Source organism: Mycobacterium sp. HM-7 (genome assembly GCF_053852335.1).
The window spans coordinates 5,494,330-5,515,362 of record NZ_CM132657.1 but is presented as its reverse complement, the minus strand read 5'-3'; the positions used below and the strand labels follow the sequence as shown (position 1 = coordinate 5,515,362).

The window sequence follows — 21,033 nt, the reverse complement described above, 5'->3', positions numbered from 1 at the left end:
TGTGTGGGTGGCCTCGGCGTCCCTGCAATGCGCTGCGGCTACAACTCCACCCAAGGAATTCTCTTAGCCGTTCGCTCTTCGCAATTACGCAGGCCCACAACGCTTTTACCATTGTCGCGGTATGTGCTCCGCGTGGGTGCCGGTATTCCGTGCTGGGATGCCCACTTCGGGAGGTCGAACCTTCTCTTCCGGTCCGGTCTTGGCCTTAGGGGCTTCCGTGCTTCCTTTGTACTACGTGACCGCAGTCACATCAAGGGCCAATCGCCGGCGATTTGTGATTGTTACGGAGGGAGACTCAGCAACTCGTCGGTAGCTTTCAGAAGTTCAGGCGGCGAAGCAGTGAGTACGCCACGGCGCCGGCCGCGAGAGCACTGGCGCCGACGGCCAGCGTGGTGGCGACCGCGGCTCCCGACGGCGCCGGCAGGCGGTCGCGCAGCGAGACCGGGCGAGTGAAGGTCAGTACCGGCCAGCCGCGGGCGACAGCCTCTTTGCGCAGAGCGCGATCCGGATTGACCACCGTGGGGTGGCCGACCGCCATGAGCATCGGCAGGTCGGTGATGGAGTCGGAGTACGCGTAGCAGTGCTCGAGCGCGTAACCCTCGCGGGCGGCGAGGTCCTCGATCGCCTGCACCTTGCCCTCGGCGAAGCAGTAGAAGTCGACGCCGCCGGTGTACTTGCCGTCCGCGACCACCATGCGCGTGGCCATCGAATGATTGGCGCCGAGTTCGCGGGCGATGGGTGCCACGATCTCCTCGCCGGACGCCGACACCACCACGACGTCACGCCCGCACAGTTTGTGGTCGGCGATCAGGTTGGCGGCCTCGGCGAAGACCAGTGGGTCGACGATGTCGTGCAGCGTTTCGGCGACGATGGACTTCACCTGTTCGACGTCCCAGCCGGTGCACATGTTGGTCAGATAGGACCGCATGCGGTCCATCTGATCGTGGTCGGCGCCTGACATCAGGAACAGAAACTGTGCGTAAGTGGACTTGAGGACAGCTTGCCGATTCAGCAGTCCCTGGTTGAAAAAAGGTTTGCTAAAAGCGAGGGTGCTCGACTTGGCGATCACCGTTTTGTCGAGATCGAAGAAGGCTGCGGTGCGCACCGGAGCGCTCGACTCGGCCTCCTGACGCGGCGCGGCCGCGGCCTGGGCGGCCGGATCGAATGCGGTCACGGCTCCCAGCATATGCTCCGGAACACCGGTGCCGGGTAGACGGCGGTGTCGCCGTGTCGGTCGCCGGTGGTGCGGCTTTGGCGGCGATTGACGTGCTGACACGCCCCTTTCACAGACAATCAACAGTTGCGCAGAGCCCTGTTGACGTGTGTATAGTGGGCTTTACCCGGCTAGCTCCGGGTGTGCATCAGCCCGACCCCCCGGGGCTGATCCACGACGACCTCCGCCTCCTCCCCCCCTGGCGGGGGTCGTCCCTTTTTCAGGGGTGGTCGATTTTCTCGCGGCGCTGCCGCTTCGGCCCGTTTTTTGCGGCGCCAGATTCTTCTTTCCCGGGCACGGCGCAGCCGAGACGACGCAGGCCCGCCGAATGTCGCGCCGAGTACGCGAAAAGTTGCGGAACGACATTCTCACGAGCCCGTCAAAAAAGTTGTCCACAGTTTGCGATTCATCCACATTCTGCGTGCGCGCTCTGGTGTCGCAGTCTGCCTCGGCTCACGGTGGAGACATGGCAACGAACGGGGCATTGGCGTTGATCGCCGACGCCGGACTGCGCGACGAGATCGAGCGCATCGCCGCGGCGGCGGGCATCCGGGTGGTGTACGCGGCCGAGCCGTCGGGCCGGAAGGCGTGGGTCGGCGCCGCGGCCGTGCTGCTGGATGTCGCGGCGGCGCAGCACTGCCGCGAGCTCGGGATGCCCCGGCGGCCCGCAGTGCTGTTGATCGCCTCCGCCGCGCCGGGGACCCCCGAGTTCGAGGCCGCGATGGCGGTCGGTGCGCAGGAGGTCATCACCCTGCCCGGCCAGGAGTCGGGTCTGGTCGGCGTCCTGTCCGATGCCGCGGCCGGTGAATCCGACGGGCGCCGCGGCGCCGTGGTCGCGGTCATCGGCGGACGCGGGGGCGGCGGTGCGTCGGTGTTTGCGATCGCGTTGGCCCAGACGGCGGGTGAACCGGACCGCGAATGCCTGCTCGTCGACGTCGACGCCTGGGGCGGTGGCATCGACCTGGCCCTCGGCGCCGAGAGCGACGCCGGCCTGCGCTGGCCGGACCTGGCGGCAGCGGGCGGACGGCTGAGTTATCCGGCACTGCGTGATGCGCTGCCGCGCCGGCGCGGGGTCGTGGTGCTGTCGGCCGGACGCACCGCCGTCGAGTTGCGGCCGACGGCGCTCGCCGCGGTCGTCGAGGCCGGGAGTCGCGCCGGCACCACCGTCATCTGCGACGTGCCGCGGCAGGCATCGGTCGCGGCCGAGACGGTCCTGGCCGTGGCCGATCTCGTGGTCGTGGTTGCGCCGGCAGAGCTGCGGGCCTGTGCGGCGACCCGGGGTGTGGCCGACTGGGTGACGGCCCTCAACCCGAACGTCGGCCTGGTCGTCAGGGGTCCCGCGCCGGGCGGGCTCCGCGCGGCCGAGATGGCGACGATCCTCGGGCTGCCGCTGCTGGCGGCCATGCGTGCGGAGAGCAACCTCGACGGTGCGCTGGAGCGCGGCGGTCTCGCCCGGAGTCTGCGGAGCCGGTCGCCGCTGGACATGGCTGCCCGTCGGGTGCTGACGGTGCTGCACCGGCAGCCGGGGGAGGCGGATCGCGCATGACGTCGTCATTGGTGGACCGCGTCCGGGAACGACTGGCCGCGCAGGCCGGCGGTGCCCTGCATCCGGACGCGGTGGCTGCGGCCATCCGCGCCGAGTCGGGCGGCGTGCTCGCCGACAGCGATGTGCTTGCCGGCATGCGGCTGCTGCAGACCGAACTGACCGGTGCCGGGATTCTGGAACCACTCCTGCGGGCCCCGGGCACCACCGATGTGCTGGTCAGCGCGCCCGACGAGGTCTGGGTCGACGACGGAAACGGGTTGCGCCGCAGCATGATCCGATTTCCGGACGAGACCGCCGTGCAGCGCCTGGCGCAGCGGCTGGCGCTCGCCGCCGGGCGCCGGCTCGACGACTCGCAGCCCTGGGTCGACGGCCACCTCGGTGGCGTCGGTGGTGGCCTGAGCGTGCGATTGCACGCCGTGCTGCCCCCGATCGCCGCGGCCGGCACCTGCCTTTCGCTGCGGGTCCTGCGCCCGGCTACGCAGGACCTCGCCGGTCTCATCGGATCCGGAGCCATCGCGCCGCCTGCCGCCGCGCTGATCGCCGACATCGTCGCGGCGCGGCTGGCCTTTTTGGTCTCGGGAGGCACGGGTGCCGGTAAGACCACCATGCTGTCGGCACTTCTCGGGGCCGTCGACCCGACCGAGCGGATCGTCTGCGTCGAGGACGCCGCCGAGCTGGCTCCGCAGCATCCGCACCTGGTCCGGCTGGTGGCGCGCGGCGCCAACGTCGAAGGCGTCGGCGAGGTGACGGTGCGCGACCTGGTTCGGCAGGCGCTGCGGATGCGCCCCGACCGGATCGTGGTCGGCGAGGTCCGCGGTGCCGAGGTCGTGGACCTGCTCGCCGCACTCAACACCGGCCACGAGGGCGGGGCCGGGACTGTGCACGCGAACAGCCCCGCCGAGGTCCCCGCCCGCATGGAAGCGCTGGCCGCCGTCGGCGGCTTGGACCGGGCAGCGCTGCATTCGCAACTGTCGGCCGCGTGTCAGGTGGTGCTGCACACCGCCCGTGCCCGGGACGGGCGTCGGCAACTCAGCGAGATCGCGGCACTGCGCCGGGCCCCGGACGGGACCGTGACGGCCGTGACCGCGTGGCAAGTCGACCGGGGAACCGGCCCTGGCATGCCCGCGCTGCGCGAGCTGCTGGCCATGCGGGGGCAGTCGTGAGTCCCGCGCTGATACTGGCGTTGGCCGTGCTGGTCGCGCCCGGGCCGGGTGGACTGGCACGGCTGGGGCGACGAAAACGATTGGTGGGGTTGAGGTCTCGCGGTGGAACCCGGCTGTTCTGGTCGGCGGCGGCAGCGATTGCTGTGGTGGCGCTGGTCGTCCTGCCGATACCGGTGACGCTGGCGGGGGCGGCGGTGGCCATGACCGCCGGGCTTCGATGGCGGCGTTCGCGACGGGTGGCGGCCTGCGTCATGGAAGCACGAACCCTGCAGGGCGCACTCGGCATCCTGGTCGGGGAACTGCGTGCCGGGGCACATCCGGTGGCGGCATTCGAGGCCGCGGCCCATGAAGTGGACGGGCCGGTGGCTACGGCATTGCGGGAGGTCGCGGCGCGGGCGCGGCTGGGTGCCGATGTCTCGGCCGGGCTGCGTGCGGTCGCGGCATCGTCCGCGCTGCCCGCCCATTGGCAACGGCTCGCTGTGTACTGGCAACTGGCGCTCGACCACGGCCTGGCAATCGCCCCGCTGATGCGGGCCGCCGAGCGTGATGTGGTTGCGCGTGAACGTTTCTCATCGCGGATCCGGGCCGGCATGGCCGGAGCCCGAACAACGGCCGCCGTCCTGTCCGGATTGCCCGTACTCGGAATTGTCTTGGGGCAGTTGATCGGTGCGCATCCCGTGCGCTTCCTGCTGGGCGACGGTGCGGTGGTGCTGGCGGTCGGCGTGGTGTTGTGCTGCCTCGGGCTGCTGTGGTCGGACCGGATCATCGCGCGGGCGCAGCGATGACCGGAATCTTGCTGTTGGCGTTCGCCCTCTTGCTGCTTCCCGGCGCGGCAACGCACCGAATCCGCCCCCGCCTGCCGGGCCGGTCCTCGCCGTCCGCCGCGGTGCCGGACGACCCAATGGCGGTGCCGTCGAGCCTGGACGTGCTGGCGGCCTGTCTGTCGGCCGGGATGGCGACCAGCGCCGCGGCCTCGGCGGCCGTGCCGTCGGCTCCGGCCGGTTTGGCGACGGTGCTGCGGCGCGCAGCCGAACTCCTGGCCCTGGGCGCCGGCCCGGCGACGGCCTGGGCGGAGCCATCTGTCGGCACCGCCCCGCACGTCGTCGCGCTGCTCCGGCTGGCGCGGCGGTCGGCGTCGTCGGGAGCCGCGATGGCCCAGGGCGTCGCCGAACTGGCCGAGCAGGCCAGGGCCGACGCCGGTGACGCGGCGGACGCGGCCGCCGAGCGGGCCAACGTGCTGATCGCCGGTCCGCTGGGGCTCTGTTATCTGCCGGCCTTCGTCTGTCTCGGCATCGTGCCGGTGGTCGCCGGCCTGGCGGGCGACGTGTTCCGGTCGGGGGTGTTCTGATCACAACAAGGGGAGGAAAAACCATGAAAATGACCAACTTTCGCAATTGGGAAGCTCGCGTGACCCTGCTGCTCGCCGATGAGAGCGGCATGTCGACCGTCGAATACGCCATCGGCACCGTGGCCGCCGCGGCGTTCGGCGCGATCCTCTACACGGTCGTCACAGGGGATTCGATCGTCAGTGCACTGACGGGCATCATCTCGCGTGCTCTCACCACGAGGGGATGACCGTGGCGGCGTCACGGTCGAGGCGGCGTTCGCGGTCGCCGCACTCATCGCGGTCGCCGTCCTCGGTATCGGTGGGCTGGCCGCGGTCTCGATGCAGGTGCGTTGCATCGATGCGGCCCGCGAAGCGGCCCGGCTCGCGGCGCGCGGAGACGACCGCGCCGCCATCGAAACGGCCCGTCGCGCGGGACCCGACGGCGCCTCGATCGAGGTGCGGCGCGACGGCGGGCGGATCGTCGCGCGGGTCCGTGCGCCCGCGCCGTTGCTGCCCGGTGTCACGGTGGGCGCGGAGGCGGTGGCGGCACCCGAGCCTGGCGCGCGCTGACCGGGGCTCGGCGACGGTGTTCGCGGTCGCCCTGATCGTGGTGCTCATCGGGCTCGTGACCGGGGCGGCTGCGGTCGGCGCCGCGGTGATCGGTCGGCACCGCGCCCAGTCAGCGGCCGATCTGGCCGCATTGGCTGCCGCGGGCGCATTGGCCGACGGACCCGGAGAGTCCTGCAGTCGGGCCGCGGCCGTCGCCGAAGCCATGGGCAGCCGGGTCGGCCACTGCTCGGTGCAGCGGCTGGATGTGGTGGTCGACGTGGAGGTGACGGTGCGGTTCGGGCGCTGGCACCTCGGCGAGGCGCACGGCCGGGCCCGCGCCGGGCCAGGCTGACGGCAGCGCGGTGCACACCACGATCAGCAGGCCGCAGAAGAACAGGTCACCCCAGCCCGTCCGGTCAGTCGTTGTGTCCCTTGCCATGTCACTACCGTAGAATCTCAACTATGGTTGAGATCAAGCGTATGGGTCCGACCGACCTCCTGACCATCGGGGAGATCGTGAAGCGAACGGGGGTCTCCGCGTCCGCGCTGCACTTCTATGAGCGAAAAGGGTTGATTCACCCTGAGCGCACGTCCGGCGGGACGCGGCTGTACCCACGTCACATGGAGCGCCGCATCGCCGTCATCCAGGTGGCGAAGCGTCTCGGTATTCCGCTCAGCGAGGTCGCCGAGCATTTTCAGACGCTGCCGGACGATCGCATGCCGTCGCTGCGCGACTGGACGCGGCTCAACAAGCGGTGGCGTGCGCAACTGCGCGAACGGCAGCTCGAGTTGGAGCGACTTCAGTCGGAGATGGACCAGTGCATCGGATGCGGATGCATCTCGCTCAACCACTGCCTCGTCATCAACCCTGGCGACGCGCTCGCCGCCGAAGGCCCGGGAGCGCGTCGGTTGCTTCCGTTCGATGACACGAATCCGGCAGGCGCCGAATAGGATTCGTCCTGCTCAGGATTCCGGTGGGTCGTCGTTCAGTCTGTCCCCGGCGGCCATCAGCTCGCCGTAGGTGGGCAGTCGCAAGGCCAGCAGGCCGGCGAAGGTGTCGTCGGCGACGTGGAGCCGGTGCGCGGTGACGTGGATCGGCACCCACCCACCGTCGTTGGCGCGCAGCCGCAGCACCCGCGACGTCGGTCCGCTGCCGAACTCGACCGTCATGACAGCCATCTCGGCGATCTCGTCCGGGTGCACCACCGTTTCCGATGACGCGTCGGCGCTCCAGTCGAACAACGGGCAGGGCTCGTCGATCCACTTGATCAGCTTCCAGCTGTTCAGATCCACCATGGCCCGGTACACGCCGGGCACGTGCGGGCCGTCCGCGATCTGCTGCGCCCGGTCGAGCGGGGTGGCCGACGAGTTGTCGCGGACACCGCGCCAGTTCATGGCCCGGCAGACCAGTTGCTCCCGGCCGTCCTCGTCAGGCTCGTTCAGCACCCGCGCGGCGAATCCGACGTTGATGGGCCGGCCCCGGAAATCGGTCATTTCCCAAGTGCTGGTGAAGGTTTGGCCGGGTTTCGGCTTGATCACCGCGGAGATGACGCGCGCCTCGTTCGGGTTCAGCCTGCGGGTCTGCAGGTCGTCGGCGAACGCACGGCCGTGGGTGGCCTCGGCTGCCGGGTTGAGACCGCTGTTGGCGAGCGACTCCATGGTGTCGGTCGCGATGCCGTTGGTCAGGTCCCACTTCAGCGGGCCCGGGATCATCCGGTCCGGCGGATCGGCATCGGGGGCGCCGACCCAGACGTGGACGCCGTGGATGCGGCCGTCGGTCATCTGCACCACTTCGGTCCGGATCACCCGGTCGCTCTTGGGCGTGATGCTCGTGAGCGGCAGGCCCGCGCGGACGGTTTCCCCGATCGCCGATTGGATCGCCATCAGACTCGCGTTGCGACGCAGGAAAGCGCTGATGGGAACCATGTCCTGGGTTTGCTGCCCCTGCGCGACGACGGTGGGTTCGGCGCCGAGGGTCTCGACGAGAAGCCAGTCGTCCGTCATGACAGCAGTTTATCCGTTCTGGCGCGCTTTGCTCTGCCCGACGCCGGCCGCCGGCCTACTTCCCGTGGGCCGCCAAAATATCGACAACCAGGCGAAGTACCTGGACAGCACCGGCTTTGTCCAGGGGATCGTTCGCGTTGCCGCACTTGGGCGATTGCACACATGACGGGCAACCGTGACGGCACTCACATGCTTCGATCGCCGCGGCCGTGGCGGACCACCAGGTGGACAGCTGCCGGAACCCGCGGTCGGCGAACCCGGCACCGCCCGGATAGCCGTCGTACACGAAAATCGTTGGCAGACCGGATAAATCGCCGGGGGCGGGGCCGGATGCGGTGGACACCCCGCCGATGTCGCCCCGGTCACAGCTGGCCACCAGTGGCAGCAGACCGATCGCGGCATGCTCGGCGGCATGTAGCGACCCGGGTACGCGCAGCGGGTCAATCCCGTTGGCCAGCAATATTTCCGGGGTCAGCGTGCACATGACCGCCATGGTGTCCAGGGTGCGGGTCGGCATGTCCAGATCGACGAAATCGAGCACGGTGCCGTCCATGGCCCGGCGCAGGAAACCCACCACGGTATTGGACACCGACACCGGGACCAGCCCGATGGCCACGGGCCCGAACCGGTGGATATCACCGGACCCCCGAACACTGATGTCGGTGACCTCCCGGGCCGCTGTGGTGTAGCCCGGGTTCTCGGCGTGCACGAACGCGACGCCGGCCTCGAAGTCGAGTGCGTCCACCAGGAACGTCTCGCCCTGGTGCAGGTGGACAGCGCCCGGGTGGACCGAGGCCGGCGCCTGCCCGGCGCCGGTGCTGCCCAGCATGCGTCCGGTGCCGGACTCCAGGATGGCGATCTGCCCGCCGGACGAGCCCCGGATATCGACGGCGGGGTGCGGGTCCACACCGGGCGCCGGGAAGTAGCCGGCGGGACGCTTGCGCAACAGGCCGTCGTCGACCAGTGATTCGGCCACCGCCTCGGCGTCCCACATCCGCACCTCGGCCGGCGTCAGCGGGAGTTCGGTTGCCGCGCAGAGCAACTGCGGTGACAGCACGTAGGGGTTGCCGGGATCGATGACGATGCGCTCGATGGGCTTGTCGAGCAGCGCGGCGGGATGGTGCACCAGGTAGGTGTCGAGTGGGTCGTCCCGCGCGATCAGCACGATCAGCGCACTCTGGCCGCGTCGTCCGGCCCGGCCGGCCTGTTGCCAGAACGACGCCACCGTGCCGGGGAATCCGGCCAGCACCACGGCGTCCAGCCCGGCGATGTCGACACCGAGTTCCAGCGCATTGGTGGTGGCCAGGCCGCGCAATTCGCCTTCCGTCAGAGCATGTTCCAGCGCCCGACGGTCCTCGGCCAGGTACCCGGCACGGTACGACGCCACCAGTGGGGCCAGTTCGGGTGCGACGTTCTCGAGCCGGGCCCGTGCCCCGAGCGCCGTCAACTCGGCCCCGATGCGCGAGCGGACGAAGGTCAGGGTGCGGGCGCCTTCCGCGATCAGGTCGGCCATCACCCGTGAGGCTTCGGTACCCGCGGCCCGGCGGACCGGAGCGCCGTTCTCGCCGATCAGATCGGTGAGCAGGGCGGGCTCCCACAGCGCCACCGTGCGGCCGCCGTGCGGTGACCCGTCCTCGGTGATCGCGGTGACGGTCTGGCCGAGCAGTTCGGATGCCGTCTGCGCCGGGGCGGCCGTGGTCGCGCTGGCGAACACCACGGTCGGTGCCGATCCGTATCGATCGCACAAGCGCAACAGCCGGCGCAGCACCATCGCCACGTTCGAGCCGAAAATTCCTCGGTAGTAATGGCATTCGTCGATCACCACGTATTTCAGCTGGCGTAGGAACACTGCCCACCGGGCATGGTTGCGCAGCAGTGACAGGTGCACCATGTCGGGATTCGAGAAGATCCATCGGGACCGTTCCCGGGCGAATTGCCTTGCCTCGGTGGAACTGTCGCCATCGTAGGCGGACGGTGCGGTGTTGGTGAGGCCGGGAATCGAGGAGCACAGCGCCTGGGCGGCGCGCAACTGGTCGTGGCCCAGCGCCTTGGTGGGGGACAGGTACAGAGCGCGGGCATGCGCGTCGGTTTGCAGCGCGTGCAGGATCGGCAGTTGGTAGGCCAGGGATTTGCCCGACGCGGTGCCCGTCGCGATCACCACGTGCCGTCCGCTGTGCGCCAATTCGGCTGCGGACACCTGATGCGACCATGGCTGCGCCACACCGCGATCGGTGAACGCCTGCACCACGTCGGCGCCAACCCAAGTGGGCCAGGGCATTCGGCGTGCCTGGCGCGGGGCCAGGTCGGCGACGTGTCGTAGCGGTTCCTCGTCCGCCGGCGTGCCGTCGAGTGCGGCGGACAACAGTTCACGCCCGAAGTTCGGCTGCGCGGCAGCGTCGTCGGACTCGGCGTGTGTCACTGTGATCCCTTCTCCGCCTTGGTTGCCGCCTGATGATGCGGGCCAAGATGAATTGTTAACCACAGATCGTCGTGTGACTGTTGCGACAGCGTGGAACATGGTTGACTGATCTTGGTCGCAGCTTCTGTGTTCGTGTGTCAACACCCGGGAACGTCGTTGCTTCCCGGTAGGCCGGAAGACTCGGTGGACCGCACCCGTAGTAACAGAAGGAAATGAAGGATAAATGCCACAGGGGACTGTGAAGTGGTTCAACCCGGAGAAGGGTTACGGCTTCATTGAGCAGGAAGGCGGCGGCGGCGACGTCTTCGTCCATTACAAGCAGATTCAGTCCAACGGGTTCCGCACCCTGGAAGAGAATCAGAAGGTCGACTTCGAGGTCGAGCAGGGCGCAAAGGGCCCGCAGGCTCTCAACGTTCGCCCCATCTGAGGCTCAGAGACTGACACAACGCCCCCGCATCGTCTGCGACGAAGCGGGGGCGTTTTGCATCTGGCCTCCCGGCTAATCGCGGCGTGCTGGCCTACTGTCGGCAGGGTGAGTCAGCTGTCCTTCTTCTCGGCCGAGTCGGTGCCGCCTGCGGTCGCCGACCTGACCGGGTTGCTCGCTGCGCCGGGACAGGTCGTCGGGGCCGGCGACGCGGCGGACGGCCGTAAAGTCCGCCTCTCCGTCGTCGTCGACGCGTTGTGGCGGGCCGAGGCGCTGGCCGAGATGATCGCCGAAGCGGGCTTGAAGCCCGAGATCACCCATACCGACGAGAAGACCCCGCTCGTGCGCACCGAGGCCGACGCCAGACTGGCGCCGATGGCGCAGGACTGGACCCGCGGAGCGGTCAAAACCGTGCCCGACGGGTGGTTGCCGGGGCCCCGGGAGTTGCGCGCCTGGGTGCTGGCCGCGGGCACCGCGGAGCCGAATGGCTACTTGTTGGGTTTGGATCCCCACGCACCGGATACTCATTCCACGTTGGCATCGGCACTTATGCGGGTCGGGATCGCGCCGACCTTGATCGGCACCAGGGGGCATCATCCGGCCCTGCGGATCAGCGGTCGGCGGAGGCTGTTACGCCTGGTAGAGAACGTGGGTGAGCCGCCCGGGTTCACTGAGGCGTTTCTGCAATGGCCCCGGATTTAGCGGCCACAGGCCGTATATTTTGGCCGCATCCGGTTTGCGTAGGCTCGCGCGGAGTGTCAAATTGTGACTTGCCTTGGAACCGGATGACCGTTAGGCATTCATTCGGTGTCCTAGTGCCGACCAAGAAGTGGAGCGTATAGATACGGTGGCTGACCTCGATGGTGCCGGTAGCGGCAGCCGGGTCCGGCGACTCGTCATAGTCGAGTCGCCTACCAAGGCGCGCAAAATCGCCGGTTACCTCGGCTCCAACTATGTCGTCGAATCGTCGCGTGGACACATCCGTGACCTGCCGCGCAACGCCGCGGACGTGCCGGCCAAATATAAAGGTGAGGCCTGGGCGCGCCTCGGCGTGAACGTCGACGACAACTTCGAGCCGCTGTACATCGTGAGCCCGGAAAAGAAGGCCACCGTCACCGAGCTCAAGGACCTCCTCAAGGGCGTCGACGAGCTCTACCTCGCAACGGACGGTGACCGCGAGGGTGAAGCCATCGCGTGGCACCTGCTGGAGACGCTCAAGCCCAAGGTGCCGGTCCGGCGCATGGTGTTCCACGAGATCACCGAGCCTGCCATCCTGGCCGCCGCCGCGAACCCCCGCGACCTGGACATCGCCCTGGTCGACGCGCAGGAGACGCGCCGTATCCTCGACCGCCTCTACGGCTACGAGGTCAGCCCGGTGCTGTGGAAGAAGGTCGCCCCGAAGCTGTCGGCGGGCCGCGTGCAGTCCGTCGCGACCCGGATCATCGTCCAGCGCGAGCGCGAACGCATGGCGTTCCGCAGCGCCGGCTACTGGGACGTCACCGCTGAGCTCGACGCCAGCGTCTCTGACGCCGCGGCGTCGCCGCCGAAGTTCACCGCCAAGCTCAACAGCGTCGACGGCCGTCGCGTGGCCTCCGGCCGTGATTTCGACTCCCTCGGCGCCGTCAAGAAGCCCGACGAGGTGTTGGTCCTCGACGAGGCCGCCGCTGGTGCCCTGGCCGCCGGGCTGCGCGGCGAGTCGCTGACCGTCAGCTCGGTGGAGCAGAAGCCGTACACGCGCAAGCCGTACGCGCCGTTCATGACCTCGACGCTGCAGCAGGAAGCCGGCCGCAAGCTGCGGTTCTCCTCCGAGCGCACCATGAGCATCGCGCAGCGGCTGTACGAGAACGGCTACATCACCTACATGCGTACCGACTCCACGACGCTGTCGGAGTCGGCGATCAACGCCGCGCGCACGCAGGCCGGGCAGCTGTACGGCCCGGAGTACGTCCACCCGACGCCGCGGCAGTACACGCGCAAGGTCAAGAACGCGCAGGAGGCCCACGAGGCCATCCGCCCCGCCGGTGACGTCTTCCAGACCCCGGGCCAGCTGCACGGCCAGCTCGAGACCGACGAGTACCGGCTCTACGAACTCATCTGGCAGCGCACCGTCGCATCCCAGATGGCCGACGCCCGCGGCACCACGCTGAGTCTGCGCATCTCCGGACAGGCCCGTGGTGGCGAGCAGGTGGTGTTCAGCGCCTCCGGCCGCACCATCACCTTTGCCGGCTTCCTCAAGGCCTACGTCGAGAGCCTCGACGAGCAGGCCGGCGGCGAGGCCGACGACGCCGAGAGCCGGCTGCCGAACCTGACCCAGGGTCAGCGCGTCGACGCCGCCGAGCTGACCGCCGACGGCCACACCACCAACCCGCCGGCCCGGTACACCGAAGCGTCGCTGATCAAGGCGCTGGAAGACCTGGGCATCGGTCGTCCGTCGACGTACTCGTCGATCATCAAGACCATCCAGGACCGCGGCTACATCTACAAGAAGGGCAGTGCCCTGGTGCCGGCCTGGGTGGCGTTCGCCGTCATCGGGCTGCTGGAACAGCATTTCGGGCGCCTGGTCGACTACGACTTCACCGCCGCGATGGAGGACGAGCTCGACGGCATCGCCGCCGGGACCGAGCAGCGCACCAATTGGCTGTCGAACTTCTACTTCGGCGGCGAGCACGGCGTCGAGGGCTCGGTGGCCCGCGAAGGCGGCCTGAAGAAGCTGGTCGGCGTCAACCTCGAAGGCATCGACGCGCGAGAAGTCAACTCCATCAAGCTGTTCGACGATGCCGAAGGCCGCGCCATCAACGTCCGGGTGGGCCGCAACGGGCCGTACCTGGAGCGCATGGTTCTTGATGAAGAGGCAGCCGATGGCGCTTTGAAACCGCAGCGCGCCAACCTCAATGACGACCTGACGCCCGACGAGCTCACCCTCGAGCTGGCCGAAAAGCTTTTCGCCACACCGCAAGAGGGCCGGGTGCTGGGTGTCGACCCGGCGACCGGGCACGAGATCGTCGCCAAGGACGGGCGTTACGGGCCGTACGTCACCGAGGTGCTGCCGGCACCGCCGGAGGAGCCGGACGCCGGGTCCGCGGCCAAGAAGACGAAGAAGCCCGTCGGTCCCAAGCCGCGCACCGGATCTCTGCTGCGCTCGATGGATCTGGAGACGGTGACGCTGGACGACGCGCTGAAGCTGCTGTCGTTGCCGCGCGTCGTCGGCGTCGATCCGGAGAACAACGAGGAGATCACCGCGCAGAACGGGCGCTACGGCCCGTACCTCAAGCGCGGCAGTGACTCTCGTTCACTGGCGACCGAAGAGCAGATGTTCACCGTCACTCTCGAAGAGGCGCTGAAGATCTACGCCGAGCCGAAACGCCGTGGGCGCCAGGGTGCGGCCACGCCGCCGCTGCGCGAGCTGGGCACCGACCCGGTGTCGAACAAGCCGATGGTGATCAAGGACGGCCGCTTCGGCCCGTACGTCACCGACGGTGAGACCAACGCCAGCCTCCGCAAGGGTGACGACGTCATGTCGATCACGGACGAGCGGGCCTCGGAGTTGTTGTCCGACAGGCGTGCTCGTGGCCCGGCGAAGAAGGCGGCCAAGAAGACCCCGGCGAAGAAGGCGGCGGCCAAGAAGACCGCTGCGAAGAAGGCGCCGGCGAAGAAGGCTGCCGCGAAGAAGGCCTAACTGGCGGCTTCCGGCTCGGGAGCCGGCCGCGGCGAGGCCAGCGAGAGCGGCCGCGCCAGCTGGGTCGGCGCGGACCGGCCGCGCAGCTCGACGGTCTCGCCGACGTCCCAGCACAGTGCCTCGGCGTCCAGCGCGCCGCTGACCGCGATCGCGGACGCCAGCACGTGGCCGTCTTCGAGCTTGGCGAGCTCGGTCAGGCGGGCGGCCTCGTTCACGGGATCGCCGATCACGGTGTACTCGAAGCGGGCCAGCGCGCCGATGTGGCCGGCGATGGCCCGGCCCGCCGATACCCCGATGCCGAATTCCGTGGTGCCCAGCACCGTCACGAGCTCGTCGTGCAGCTCGCGGGATGCGGCCAGCGCCGCGCCCGAGGCGTCCGGGTGCTCGATGGGGGCGCCGAAGATGGCCAGCGCCGCGTCGCCCTGGAACTTGTTCACGAACCCGCCGTGCCGGTTCACGGTGTCGACGATGATCCGGAAGAACTCGTTGAGGATCGACACGACTTCCGCGGCCGGCCTCGTGGAGGCCAGCTGCGTCGAGCCGATGAGGTCGATGAACAGCACCGCGACATCGCGCTCCTGGCCACCCAGCTCGGTGCCGCGCTCCAGGGCACGGCGGGCGACGTCCTCGCCGACGTAGCGGCCGAACAGATCCCGCAGACGTTGCCGCTCGGACAGGTCGCGCACCATGTCGTTGAAGCCGGCCTGCAGCAGGCCCAGCTCGCTGGCGTCGTAGATCTGCATGTGCGCGTTGTAGTTACCGCGCTGCACCTCGCCCAGGGCCCACCGCAACTGGCGCAGGGGGTCGGCGATCGACATGGCGACCAGCACGTTGCCGGCCAGGCCGACGGCCAGGGCGGTGATGGCGAGCAGCAGGATGGGCGTGTTGAGCTGCTCGTTCTGGGCGATGAAGGTCGTGTACTGGCCGGCCAGCCGCGCCACGATGATCGCCAGCAGCGGCACGCCCGTCGACAGCACCCAGGTGAGCACCTGGCGCTGGATGACGCCCGGCGCCTTGAAGTTCTCGGGCACACCGTCGCGCAGCGCGGCGACCGCGACGGGCCGCAGCACCCGCTCGGACTGCAGGTAGCCGATGATCGCGGTGGCGGTTGCACCGAGCGCGCTGGCCACCGCGACGAAGGGCGCCGAGCGGCTCGCCACCGGCCAGCTGGCGATGATGAACACCACCGAGCCGAGGAACCAGTTCCCGACGCTGATCAGCGTCCGGTAGTAGGGCATCTTGAGCGCCCGGGTGCGGGCAAGTTCGGTGAAGACGGGGTCGACGGCGTCGCCGTGCAGCGTGTCCCGCCGTTGCCAGCGGATCACCGGGATCAGCAGCCGCAGACTCAGCCAGGCCGCCACGACGAAGGAGACGAACAGGACGGTCAGGAACACCGCCAGGTTCACTGCAGGCAGGTCCTGTAGCTGGATGCGGTCTTCGGCCGGCAGGCCGAACCTCAGGAAGCCCAAAACGAACAGGGCGCCGATGATGTCGGCCTGCAAGAGGCTCAGCGTGAACACCGGCCACGGCGTGCGCGCCACCCATCGGACGAACCCCCTGATTCGCCCGATGTGTTTCACATCGGTGGCCACCCGCTAACCGTATCGGGCCGGGGCGACGGATATTGCCGCTGCGCGCAGGTTCGTGTCGCCGGCGACGGTTACTGTGGGGCGCGATGAGCGGAGTTTTCTCGCGTTTGGTCGGCCAGGATGCCGTGGAAGCCGAGCTGCTGGCCGCAGCGCGCGCGGCCCGTGGTGATTCGGCTCACAGCGGTGTCACAACCGGCAGCATGACGCATGCCTGGTTGATCACGGGGCCGCCCGGTTCGGGCCGGTCCATCGCCGCCGTGTGCTTTGCTGCGGCGCTGCAGTGCACTGCGGAGGCCACTGAGGGCGGCCCGGGTTGCGGCGCCTGCCGGGCGTGTACGACGACCATGGCGGGCACGCACGCCGACGTGCGCCGGGTGATCCCCGAGGGGCTGTCCATCGGCGTCGACGAGATGCGGGCCATCGTGCAGACGGCGTCCCGCCGGCCGGGCACTGGCCGCTGGCAGATCGTCGTCGTCGAAGACGCCGACCGGCTCACCGAGGGCGCGGCCAACGCGCTGCTGAAGGTCGTCGAGGAGCCGCCGCCGTCGACGGTGTTCCTGTTGTGTGCGCCGTCCGTGGATCCCGAGGACATCGCGGTGACGCTGCGGTCGCGGTGCCGGCACATCGCGTTGACGACGCCGCGCGTCGAGGCCATCGCGCAGGTCCTGGTCGAGAATGACGGATTGTCCGAGGCCGATGCGCGCTGGGCGGCGTCGGTCAGTGGCGGACACGTCGGCCGGGCCCGCCGGCTCGCCACCGACGAGCAGGCCCGCTCGCGCCGCGAACGGGCACTGGGCCTGGCTCGCGACGCCGCGACGCCGACGCGGGCATACGCGGCCGTCGAGGAGCTCGTCGCGTCGGCCGAGGCCGAAGCGATCGCGCTGACGGCGGGCCGCAACGAGACCGAGACCGAGGAGCTCAAGACGGCTCTGGGCGCCGGCGGCACCGGTAAAGGCGCGGCGGGCGCACTGCGGGGCGCCGCGGGCGCGCTGAAAGACCTGGAGAAGCGGCAGAAGTCGCGCCAGACCCGGGCCTCGCGCGATGCGCTGGACCGGGCGCTGATCGACCTCGCCACCTACTTCCGCGACGCGCTGCTGGTGTCGTCGCGGGCGACGGACGTGGCCGCGGCCAACCATCCGGACATGGCCGACAAGGCCGCCGCGATGGCCGCCCACGTGCCCGCCGACCAGCTGCTGCGGTGCATCGAGGCGGTGCTGGCCTGCCGTGAGGCATTGGCCACCAACGTCAAGCCGAAGTTCGCGGTCGACGCCATGGTGGCGACCATGGGTCAGGCGCTCCGGGCCGGACAACGGAACTGACTTTGGCTGCACCGGACGCGTCCCGTAGACTCGTCCCGCCCCGCCTCGGTGGGGCACGCCACCCTAGCTCAGTCGGTAGAGCAATTCACTCGTAATGAATAGGTCAGGGGTTCGATTCCCCTGGGTGGCTCCACAACTTTCGCGTCGATCTATCGATGTGCGGCGGGATACCGCGCGCCGCCATCCGCAGCCGGGGTTTCGGTGACCGGCGCAACGACGTTCGGGTCCACGTTGAACTTCGGCTTCCGCATCGGGACGGCTATGCAGCCCTGAGCCTTTCCGTCGACGTACGAGCATTTCGTCTTGTCGCCGTTCTTGTCGGTCGTGGTGCAGGCCTCGTAGAGGTGCCCGTTACCGACTTTGGTTTCGTAGGTCTGGTTCGAACCCATGCAATCGCTGCCGACGGTGGCGTTGGCGCTCGGCGCGGTCAGGATCAGCGGTACGGCATAGAGCGCGGCAACGCTCAGCAGGGCGGCGAAGGCCGGCTTGATCGTCGAGTTCGATCGGACAGTGTTCATTGACGTGCTTTCTCTTCTGGGTGGCTGGCTGGGCAGGGGGACGGTCGCGGATGTCAGGAGTGATCGGCCTGAATCGGGGCGAGGTCACCGGTCGGGATGTGGGTGCCCCGCACGACCGTCCTCGGCACGGTGATGCAGCCCTGCGGTTTGTGATCGACCTCGGTGCACTGTGTTTTGACGCCCTCTTTGTCGGTCGTCGTGCAGCTCTCGATGATCGACCCGTTCGACCGGGTGCCGATGGCGAAGGTGCCGCCGCCTTTTCCACAGCGGGTCGCCAGGGACTCGGCGCCGGCAATCGGCGTGGTCAGCGCCAGCGGGGCGATGTACAGCGCGGCGGTGCCGAAGAGGGCAGCCAGCGCGATCCGCTTGCCGTTTGCGGTCCCGGTGGTGGTGCTGTTCATGGCGTTCTCCTTTTCGGGTGTCGCAGGCCCCGGCGGACTTGCTGACACAGGTAGGAGTGCGCACCGTCCCCGAGGGGGACAGTTTTTTCGAAACTTTTTCGGGCGGCGGCTCAGCGCGGCGCCAGGAACCCCACCGGCCCGGAGGCGACGCACACCGACAGCGCCGAGGTGTTGGCCTTGACGTGGATGGCGGCCCCGGCGCCGGGCAGCCGGACGAACACCCGGTTCAGTCCGGGGTGCACCGGGACGTGTGCTTCCCGACCCTCGGGCAGGGACATGGTCAGGGATCCGTCGCTGTTGGCCAGGTAGTTGAGCTCTGCGGTCCAGTCGGCCGGCAAGAGCGGTCCGTCGAGCGGCATGGTGACAGGTGCGTCGGTTTGGACCAGGTAGCCGCAGTTCGGTGCGGGTCCCGGCACGATGGTGCGGGTCCACGTCACCTTGGCCGGCACCAGCTGGCCGGTCGCGGTGAACATCTGCAAAGAGGTTGTGCTGGAGGCGAATTCAGGCCGGTCGCGCAGCAGGGCGAACATGTGACTGGCCAGGTTCTGCGGCCAGGCCACCCGTTGCAGCACCAGGGGGTCGACTTCCTGGTCCAGCAGGGGCACGCCGCGTGGCGCGGCGGCCAGGGCTGCTTCGACGTTGACGAGGTAGGCGCGGGTCGGGTTGTCGCGCCAGCTGGGCAGGAACGTCGCCCATGAATACATGCTGCTGGCCACGAATACCGTTGCGGCGCAAGCAACCACGACGCGCCGGCGCGCGGAGTCGTCGAACCTGCTGCTCCGGTTGGGCGCGCAGAACGCGACGGCGGCCAGCAGCGCCAGCACCACGACGAGATCGGACAGGTAGCGCAACGTCTGCGCCAGCTCCAGGGCGGTGAACTTCGAGGACCGCATGAGGTAGATCGGCACCTGACACGCCACCACGTAGCCCGCGGCGGCCAGCCAGACCGGGGCCAGTTGCCGCTTGCGCAACACCGAAATCGCGAACACCGCCGCCAGTACCAGCCAGCCCAACACCATCACGACCGGGCCGGGGGTCGCCCACGGCGACGCCGGCGCCCAGCGTTGCCAGTCCCACGGCCCGCCGGCCAGCGTCGGCACCAGGCCGTGGGTGACGGACCGCGCCAACAGCTCCCACGTCATCGCCAGGTCCAGGGTCCAGCGCTTCTGGTTGACCACCAGTAGGTAGACCCCGATCCAGCCGACCGTGATGGTCAGGAGCCCGAGCCACAGCCGCAGGCCCTTGCGCCACACGGAGACCCGGGTCCCCGTCACATACATCAGCAACCAGCACACCGCGAAGGCCGTGAACGGGATCACCGCGGACTTCTCGAAGAACAGCAGCCCGCCCAGATAAGCCGAGCAGCCGGTCCACACGTACCGCGGGTTCCCGGTGCGCACCAACAGGATGGCGTCGGCGCACACCCAGGCCATCGCCGCGGCCATCGGCAACGCGTTCAGCCCGGCCGACCACCACGCGAAGGCAGGCACCCCGAGAGGCGTGAACAGCGCGAACGTCAGCGGCACCAGCAGCACGGGCCGCCCGCCGAGGATCACCCGCAGGGCACGCACCAGCGCCAGCGACGCGACCAGTTGCAGCAGCACCAGGCTCAGCGCCGGCCAGAACCAATTCAGCGGCGCCAGTCGCGTCAGCGCCCCGGCCAACAGGAACCCGGCAGGCATGACGTGCCCGTCGTGGTCGTTGAAGAGGAAGTCGGGGGACAGCAGCGAATGGGTGCCGGCCTGGCCGATCAGAATCAGATCGTCCCAGTAGAAGTAGCCGCCGAATGCGAGAACCGCCCGCAGTATCAGCTGCAGCACCACCAGCGCGGCGGCAGTTCGGGCGACCCAGTTCACTCTTGTCGACTGTACGGGCCGAGTGCCGGCGGCCGTCGGTATGGTTGCCCCGTGCGAACACTTGTCACTGGTGCTGCCGGGTTCATCGGGTCGACGCTCGTCGACCGGCTCCTGTCCGAAGGACACGACGTCGTCGGGCTCGACGACCTGAGCAGTGGCAAGGTGGACAACCTCGCCGACGCCGAGGGCAACGCGCAGTTCCACTTCGTCAAGGCGGACATCGTCGATGCCGACCTGCACGGCATCGTCGCCGAGACCAAGCCGGAAGTGATCTTCCACCTCGCCGCGCAGATCTCGGTCGCGCGGTCGGTGACCGACGCGCCGTTCGACGCCGGGGTGAACGTCGTCGGCACCGTGCGGCTGGCTGAGGCCGCACGCAGCAATGGCGTTCGCAAGGTCGTGCACACCTCGTCCGGCGGATCCATCTACGGCGTCCCGCCGGGCTACCCGACCAACGAGGACATGCCGGTGGATCCGTCGTCCCCGTATGCCGCCAGCAAGGTGTGCGGCGAGGTGTACCTCAATATGTTCCGCAATCTGTACGGACTGGATTGCTCGCACATCGCGCCCGCCAACGTCTACGGCCCGCGCCAGGACCCGCACGGCGAGGCCGGTGTGGTCGCGATCTTCAGCCAGGCCCTGCTGGCCGGCCGGCCCACCAAGATTTTCGGTGATGGCACCGACACCCGCGACTACGTCTTCGTCGACGACGTCGTCGACGCCTTCGTGCGCGCCGGCGGGGACGCCGGGGGTGGGCAGCGGTTCAACGTCGGCACGGGCGTGGAGACGTCGGTGGCTCAGCTGCACACCGCGATCGCCGCGGCCGTCGGCGTGCCGGACGCGCCGGAGCTCCATCCGCCGCGCCTCGGCGACCTGCGTCGTTCGCAGCTCGACACCACCCGCGCGCAGCAGGTGCTGGGGTGGAGCCCCAAGGTGGCGCTGGCGGAGGGCGTGGCTCGGACGGTGGACTTTTTCCGCCCCTGAACTGCGACTTTGCAGAAAAAGATTGTAAGTACTCACTTTCTGGGT

Annotated in this window: 19 protein-coding genes, 1 tRNA gene and 1 pseudogene; 14 read left to right on the top strand and 7 right to left on the bottom strand. The window is 69.0% G+C overall.

Features of this window, described 5'->3' with window-relative positions:
• Positions 1-316: 316 nt before the first annotated feature.
• Positions 317-1,174, bottom strand: a complete 858-nt coding sequence (locus ACWW1C_RS26670) for an HAD-IB family hydrolase (protein WP_455981055.1) — start codon at positions 1,172-1,174, stop codon at positions 317-319.
• A gap of 505 nt (positions 1,175-1,679) precedes the next feature.
• Between ACWW1C_RS26670 and ssd the strand changes: the two genes are divergently transcribed.
• The 8 genes from ssd to soxR all read left to right on the top strand — a co-directional run bounded on the left by ssd (position 1,680) and on the right by soxR (position 6,749).
• Positions 1,680-2,759: a septum site-determining protein Ssd gene (gene ssd / locus ACWW1C_RS26665; RefSeq protein ID WP_455981054.1), complete on the top strand. Its 1,080-nt coding sequence runs from the start codon at positions 1,680-1,682 to the stop codon at positions 2,757-2,759.
• Complete coding sequence (locus ACWW1C_RS26660) at positions 2,756-3,922, top strand: TadA family conjugal transfer-associated ATPase (RefSeq protein ID WP_455981053.1); 1,167 nt, start codon at positions 2,756-2,758, stop codon at positions 3,920-3,922. The genes ssd and ACWW1C_RS26660 overlap by 4 nt, the downstream gene beginning before the upstream one ends.
• Complete coding sequence (locus ACWW1C_RS26655; RefSeq protein WP_455981052.1) at positions 3,919-4,707, top strand: type II secretion system F family protein; 789 nt, start codon at positions 3,919-3,921, stop codon at positions 4,705-4,707. Before ACWW1C_RS26660 ends, ACWW1C_RS26655 begins: the two co-directional genes overlap by 4 nt.
• On the top strand, positions 4,704-5,270 hold the full coding sequence (locus ACWW1C_RS26650) for a type II secretion system F family protein (RefSeq protein ID WP_455981051.1): 567 nt from the start codon (positions 4,704-4,706) through the stop codon (positions 5,268-5,270). The genes ACWW1C_RS26655 and ACWW1C_RS26650 overlap by 4 nt, the downstream gene beginning before the upstream one ends.
• A gap of 23 nt (positions 5,271-5,293) precedes the next feature.
• A complete protein-coding gene (locus tag ACWW1C_RS26645) occupies positions 5,294-5,497 on the top strand; it encodes a DUF4244 domain-containing protein (protein ID WP_455981050.1) in 204 nt (67 codons plus the stop codon).
• Positions 5,475-5,819 carry a TadE family type IV pilus minor pilin gene (locus ACWW1C_RS26640; protein WP_455981049.1) on the top strand — a complete coding sequence of 115 codons (345 nt, stop codon included), beginning with the start codon at positions 5,475-5,477 and terminating at the stop codon, positions 5,817-5,819. The genes ACWW1C_RS26645 and ACWW1C_RS26640 overlap by 23 nt, the downstream gene beginning before the upstream one ends.
• 16 nt (positions 5,820-5,835) lie before the next feature.
• Entirely contained in the window at positions 5,836-6,150 is a 315-nt protein-coding gene (locus ACWW1C_RS26635) for an Rv3654c family TadE-like protein (protein ID WP_455981048.1), read from the top strand.
• Positions 6,151-6,260: 110 nt separating this feature from the next.
• Complete coding sequence (gene soxR, locus ACWW1C_RS26630) at positions 6,261-6,749, top strand: redox-sensitive transcriptional activator SoxR (protein ID WP_455981047.1); 489 nt, start codon at positions 6,261-6,263, stop codon at positions 6,747-6,749.
• A gap of 12 nt (positions 6,750-6,761) precedes the next feature.
• Here soxR and ACWW1C_RS26625 read toward each other — a convergent pair whose 3' ends face one another.
• The gene (locus tag ACWW1C_RS26625; RefSeq protein ID WP_455981046.1) at positions 6,762-7,802 is read right to left on the bottom strand and encodes a PAS domain-containing protein; all 1,041 of its coding nucleotides are present in this window, start codon (positions 7,800-7,802) and stop codon (positions 6,762-6,764) included.
• 55 nt (positions 7,803-7,857) lie between these two features.
• Positions 7,858-10,221, bottom strand: coding sequence for a DEAD/DEAH box helicase (locus ACWW1C_RS26620; RefSeq protein WP_455981045.1), 2,364 nt, complete (start codon positions 10,219-10,221; stop codon positions 7,858-7,860).
• Positions 10,222-10,444: 223 nt separating this feature from the next.
• Between ACWW1C_RS26620 and ACWW1C_RS26615 the strand changes: the two genes are divergently transcribed.
• The 3 genes from ACWW1C_RS26615 (at position 10,445) to topA (ending at position 14,321) form a co-directional block, all read left to right on the top strand.
• Positions 10,445-10,648, top strand: coding sequence for a cold-shock protein (locus ACWW1C_RS26615; protein WP_043397302.1), 204 nt, complete (start codon positions 10,445-10,447; stop codon positions 10,646-10,648).
• 105 nt (positions 10,649-10,753) lie between these two features.
• A complete protein-coding gene (locus tag ACWW1C_RS26610; protein WP_455981044.1) occupies positions 10,754-11,347 on the top strand; it encodes a hypothetical protein in 594 nt (197 codons plus the stop codon).
• A gap of 145 nt (positions 11,348-11,492) precedes the next feature.
• Entirely contained in the window at positions 11,493-14,321 is a 2,829-nt protein-coding gene (topA, locus tag ACWW1C_RS26605; RefSeq protein WP_455981043.1) for a type I DNA topoisomerase, read from the top strand.
• On the opposite strand, the gene ACWW1C_RS26600 is transcribed toward topA, so the two are convergent.
• The gene (locus tag ACWW1C_RS26600; RefSeq protein WP_455981042.1) at positions 14,318-15,913 is read right to left on the bottom strand and encodes an adenylate/guanylate cyclase domain-containing protein; all 1,596 of its coding nucleotides are present in this window, start codon (positions 15,911-15,913) and stop codon (positions 14,318-14,320) included. The two genes, topA and ACWW1C_RS26600, sit on opposite strands and share 4 nt — an antisense overlap.
• A gap of 83 nt (positions 15,914-15,996) precedes the next feature.
• On the opposite strand from ACWW1C_RS26600, the gene ACWW1C_RS26595 reads away from it, so the two are divergent.
• Positions 15,997-17,229, top strand: a complete 1,233-nt coding sequence (locus ACWW1C_RS26595) for a DNA polymerase III subunit delta' (protein ID WP_455981041.1) — start codon at positions 15,997-15,999, stop codon at positions 17,227-17,229.
• Between the two features lie 57 nt (positions 17,230-17,286).
• Positions 17,287-17,362: transfer RNA gene (locus tag ACWW1C_RS26590), tRNA-Thr, on the top strand.
• A 16-nt stretch (positions 17,363-17,378) separates the two neighbouring features.
• Here the strand turns inward: ACWW1C_RS26590 and ACWW1C_RS26585 are convergent.
• The 3 genes and pseudogenes from ACWW1C_RS26585 to ACWW1C_RS26575 form a co-directional block, all read right to left on the bottom strand.
• Complete coding sequence (locus tag ACWW1C_RS26585) at positions 17,379-17,747, bottom strand: hypothetical protein (RefSeq protein ID WP_455981040.1); 369 nt, start codon at positions 17,745-17,747, stop codon at positions 17,379-17,381.
• Positions 17,748-17,800: 53 nt separating this feature from the next.
• Positions 17,801-18,148 carry a hypothetical protein gene (locus tag ACWW1C_RS26580; protein ID WP_455981039.1) on the bottom strand — a complete coding sequence of 116 codons (348 nt, stop codon included), beginning with the start codon at positions 18,146-18,148 and terminating at the stop codon, positions 17,801-17,803.
• A gap of 110 nt (positions 18,149-18,258) precedes the next feature.
• Positions 18,259-20,090, bottom strand: a pseudogene (locus ACWW1C_RS26575) (hypothetical protein).
• Here ACWW1C_RS26575 and ACWW1C_RS26570 point away from each other — a divergent pair.
• Entirely contained in the window at positions 20,056-20,988 is a 933-nt protein-coding gene (locus ACWW1C_RS26570) for an NAD-dependent epimerase/dehydratase family protein (protein ID WP_455981038.1), read from the top strand. The pseudogene ACWW1C_RS26575 and the gene ACWW1C_RS26570 sit on opposite strands and share 35 nt — an antisense overlap.
• Positions 20,989-21,033 lie beyond the last annotated feature (45 nt).

Bases quoted from the DNA above. Each gene is read 5' to 3' on its own strand.
- ACWW1C_RS26615 (WP_043397302.1), top strand. From the start codon at position 10,445: ATGCCACAGGGGACTGTGAAGTGGTTCAACCCGGAGAAGGGTTACGGC.
- ACWW1C_RS26650 (WP_455981051.1), top strand. From the start codon at position 4,704: ATGACCGGAATCTTGCTGTTGGCGTTCGCCCTCTTGCTGCTTCCCGGC.
- ACWW1C_RS26645 (WP_455981050.1), top strand. From the start codon at position 5,294: ATGAAAATGACCAACTTTCGCAATTGGGAAGCTCGCGTGACCCTGCTG.
- ACWW1C_RS26660 (WP_455981053.1), top strand. From the start codon at position 2,756: ATGACGTCGTCATTGGTGGACCGCGTCCGGGAACGACTGGCCGCGCAG.
- soxR (WP_455981047.1), top strand. From the start codon at position 6,261: ATGGTTGAGATCAAGCGTATGGGTCCGACCGACCTCCTGACCATCGGG.
- ssd (WP_455981054.1), top strand. From the start codon at position 1,680: ATGGCAACGAACGGGGCATTGGCGTTGATCGCCGACGCCGGACTGCGC.
- ACWW1C_RS26625 (WP_455981046.1), bottom strand. From the start codon at position 7,802: ATGACGGACGACTGGCTTCTCGTCGAGACCCTCGGCGCCGAACCCACC.
- ACWW1C_RS26580 (WP_455981039.1), bottom strand. From the start codon at position 18,148: ATGAACAGCACCACCACCGGGACCGCAAACGGCAAGCGGATCGCGCTG.
- ACWW1C_RS26585 (WP_455981040.1), bottom strand. From the start codon at position 17,747: ATGAACACTGTCCGATCGAACTCGACGATCAAGCCGGCCTTCGCCGCC.
- ACWW1C_RS26595 (WP_455981041.1), top strand. From the start codon at position 15,997: ATGAGCGGAGTTTTCTCGCGTTTGGTCGGCCAGGATGCCGTGGAAGCC.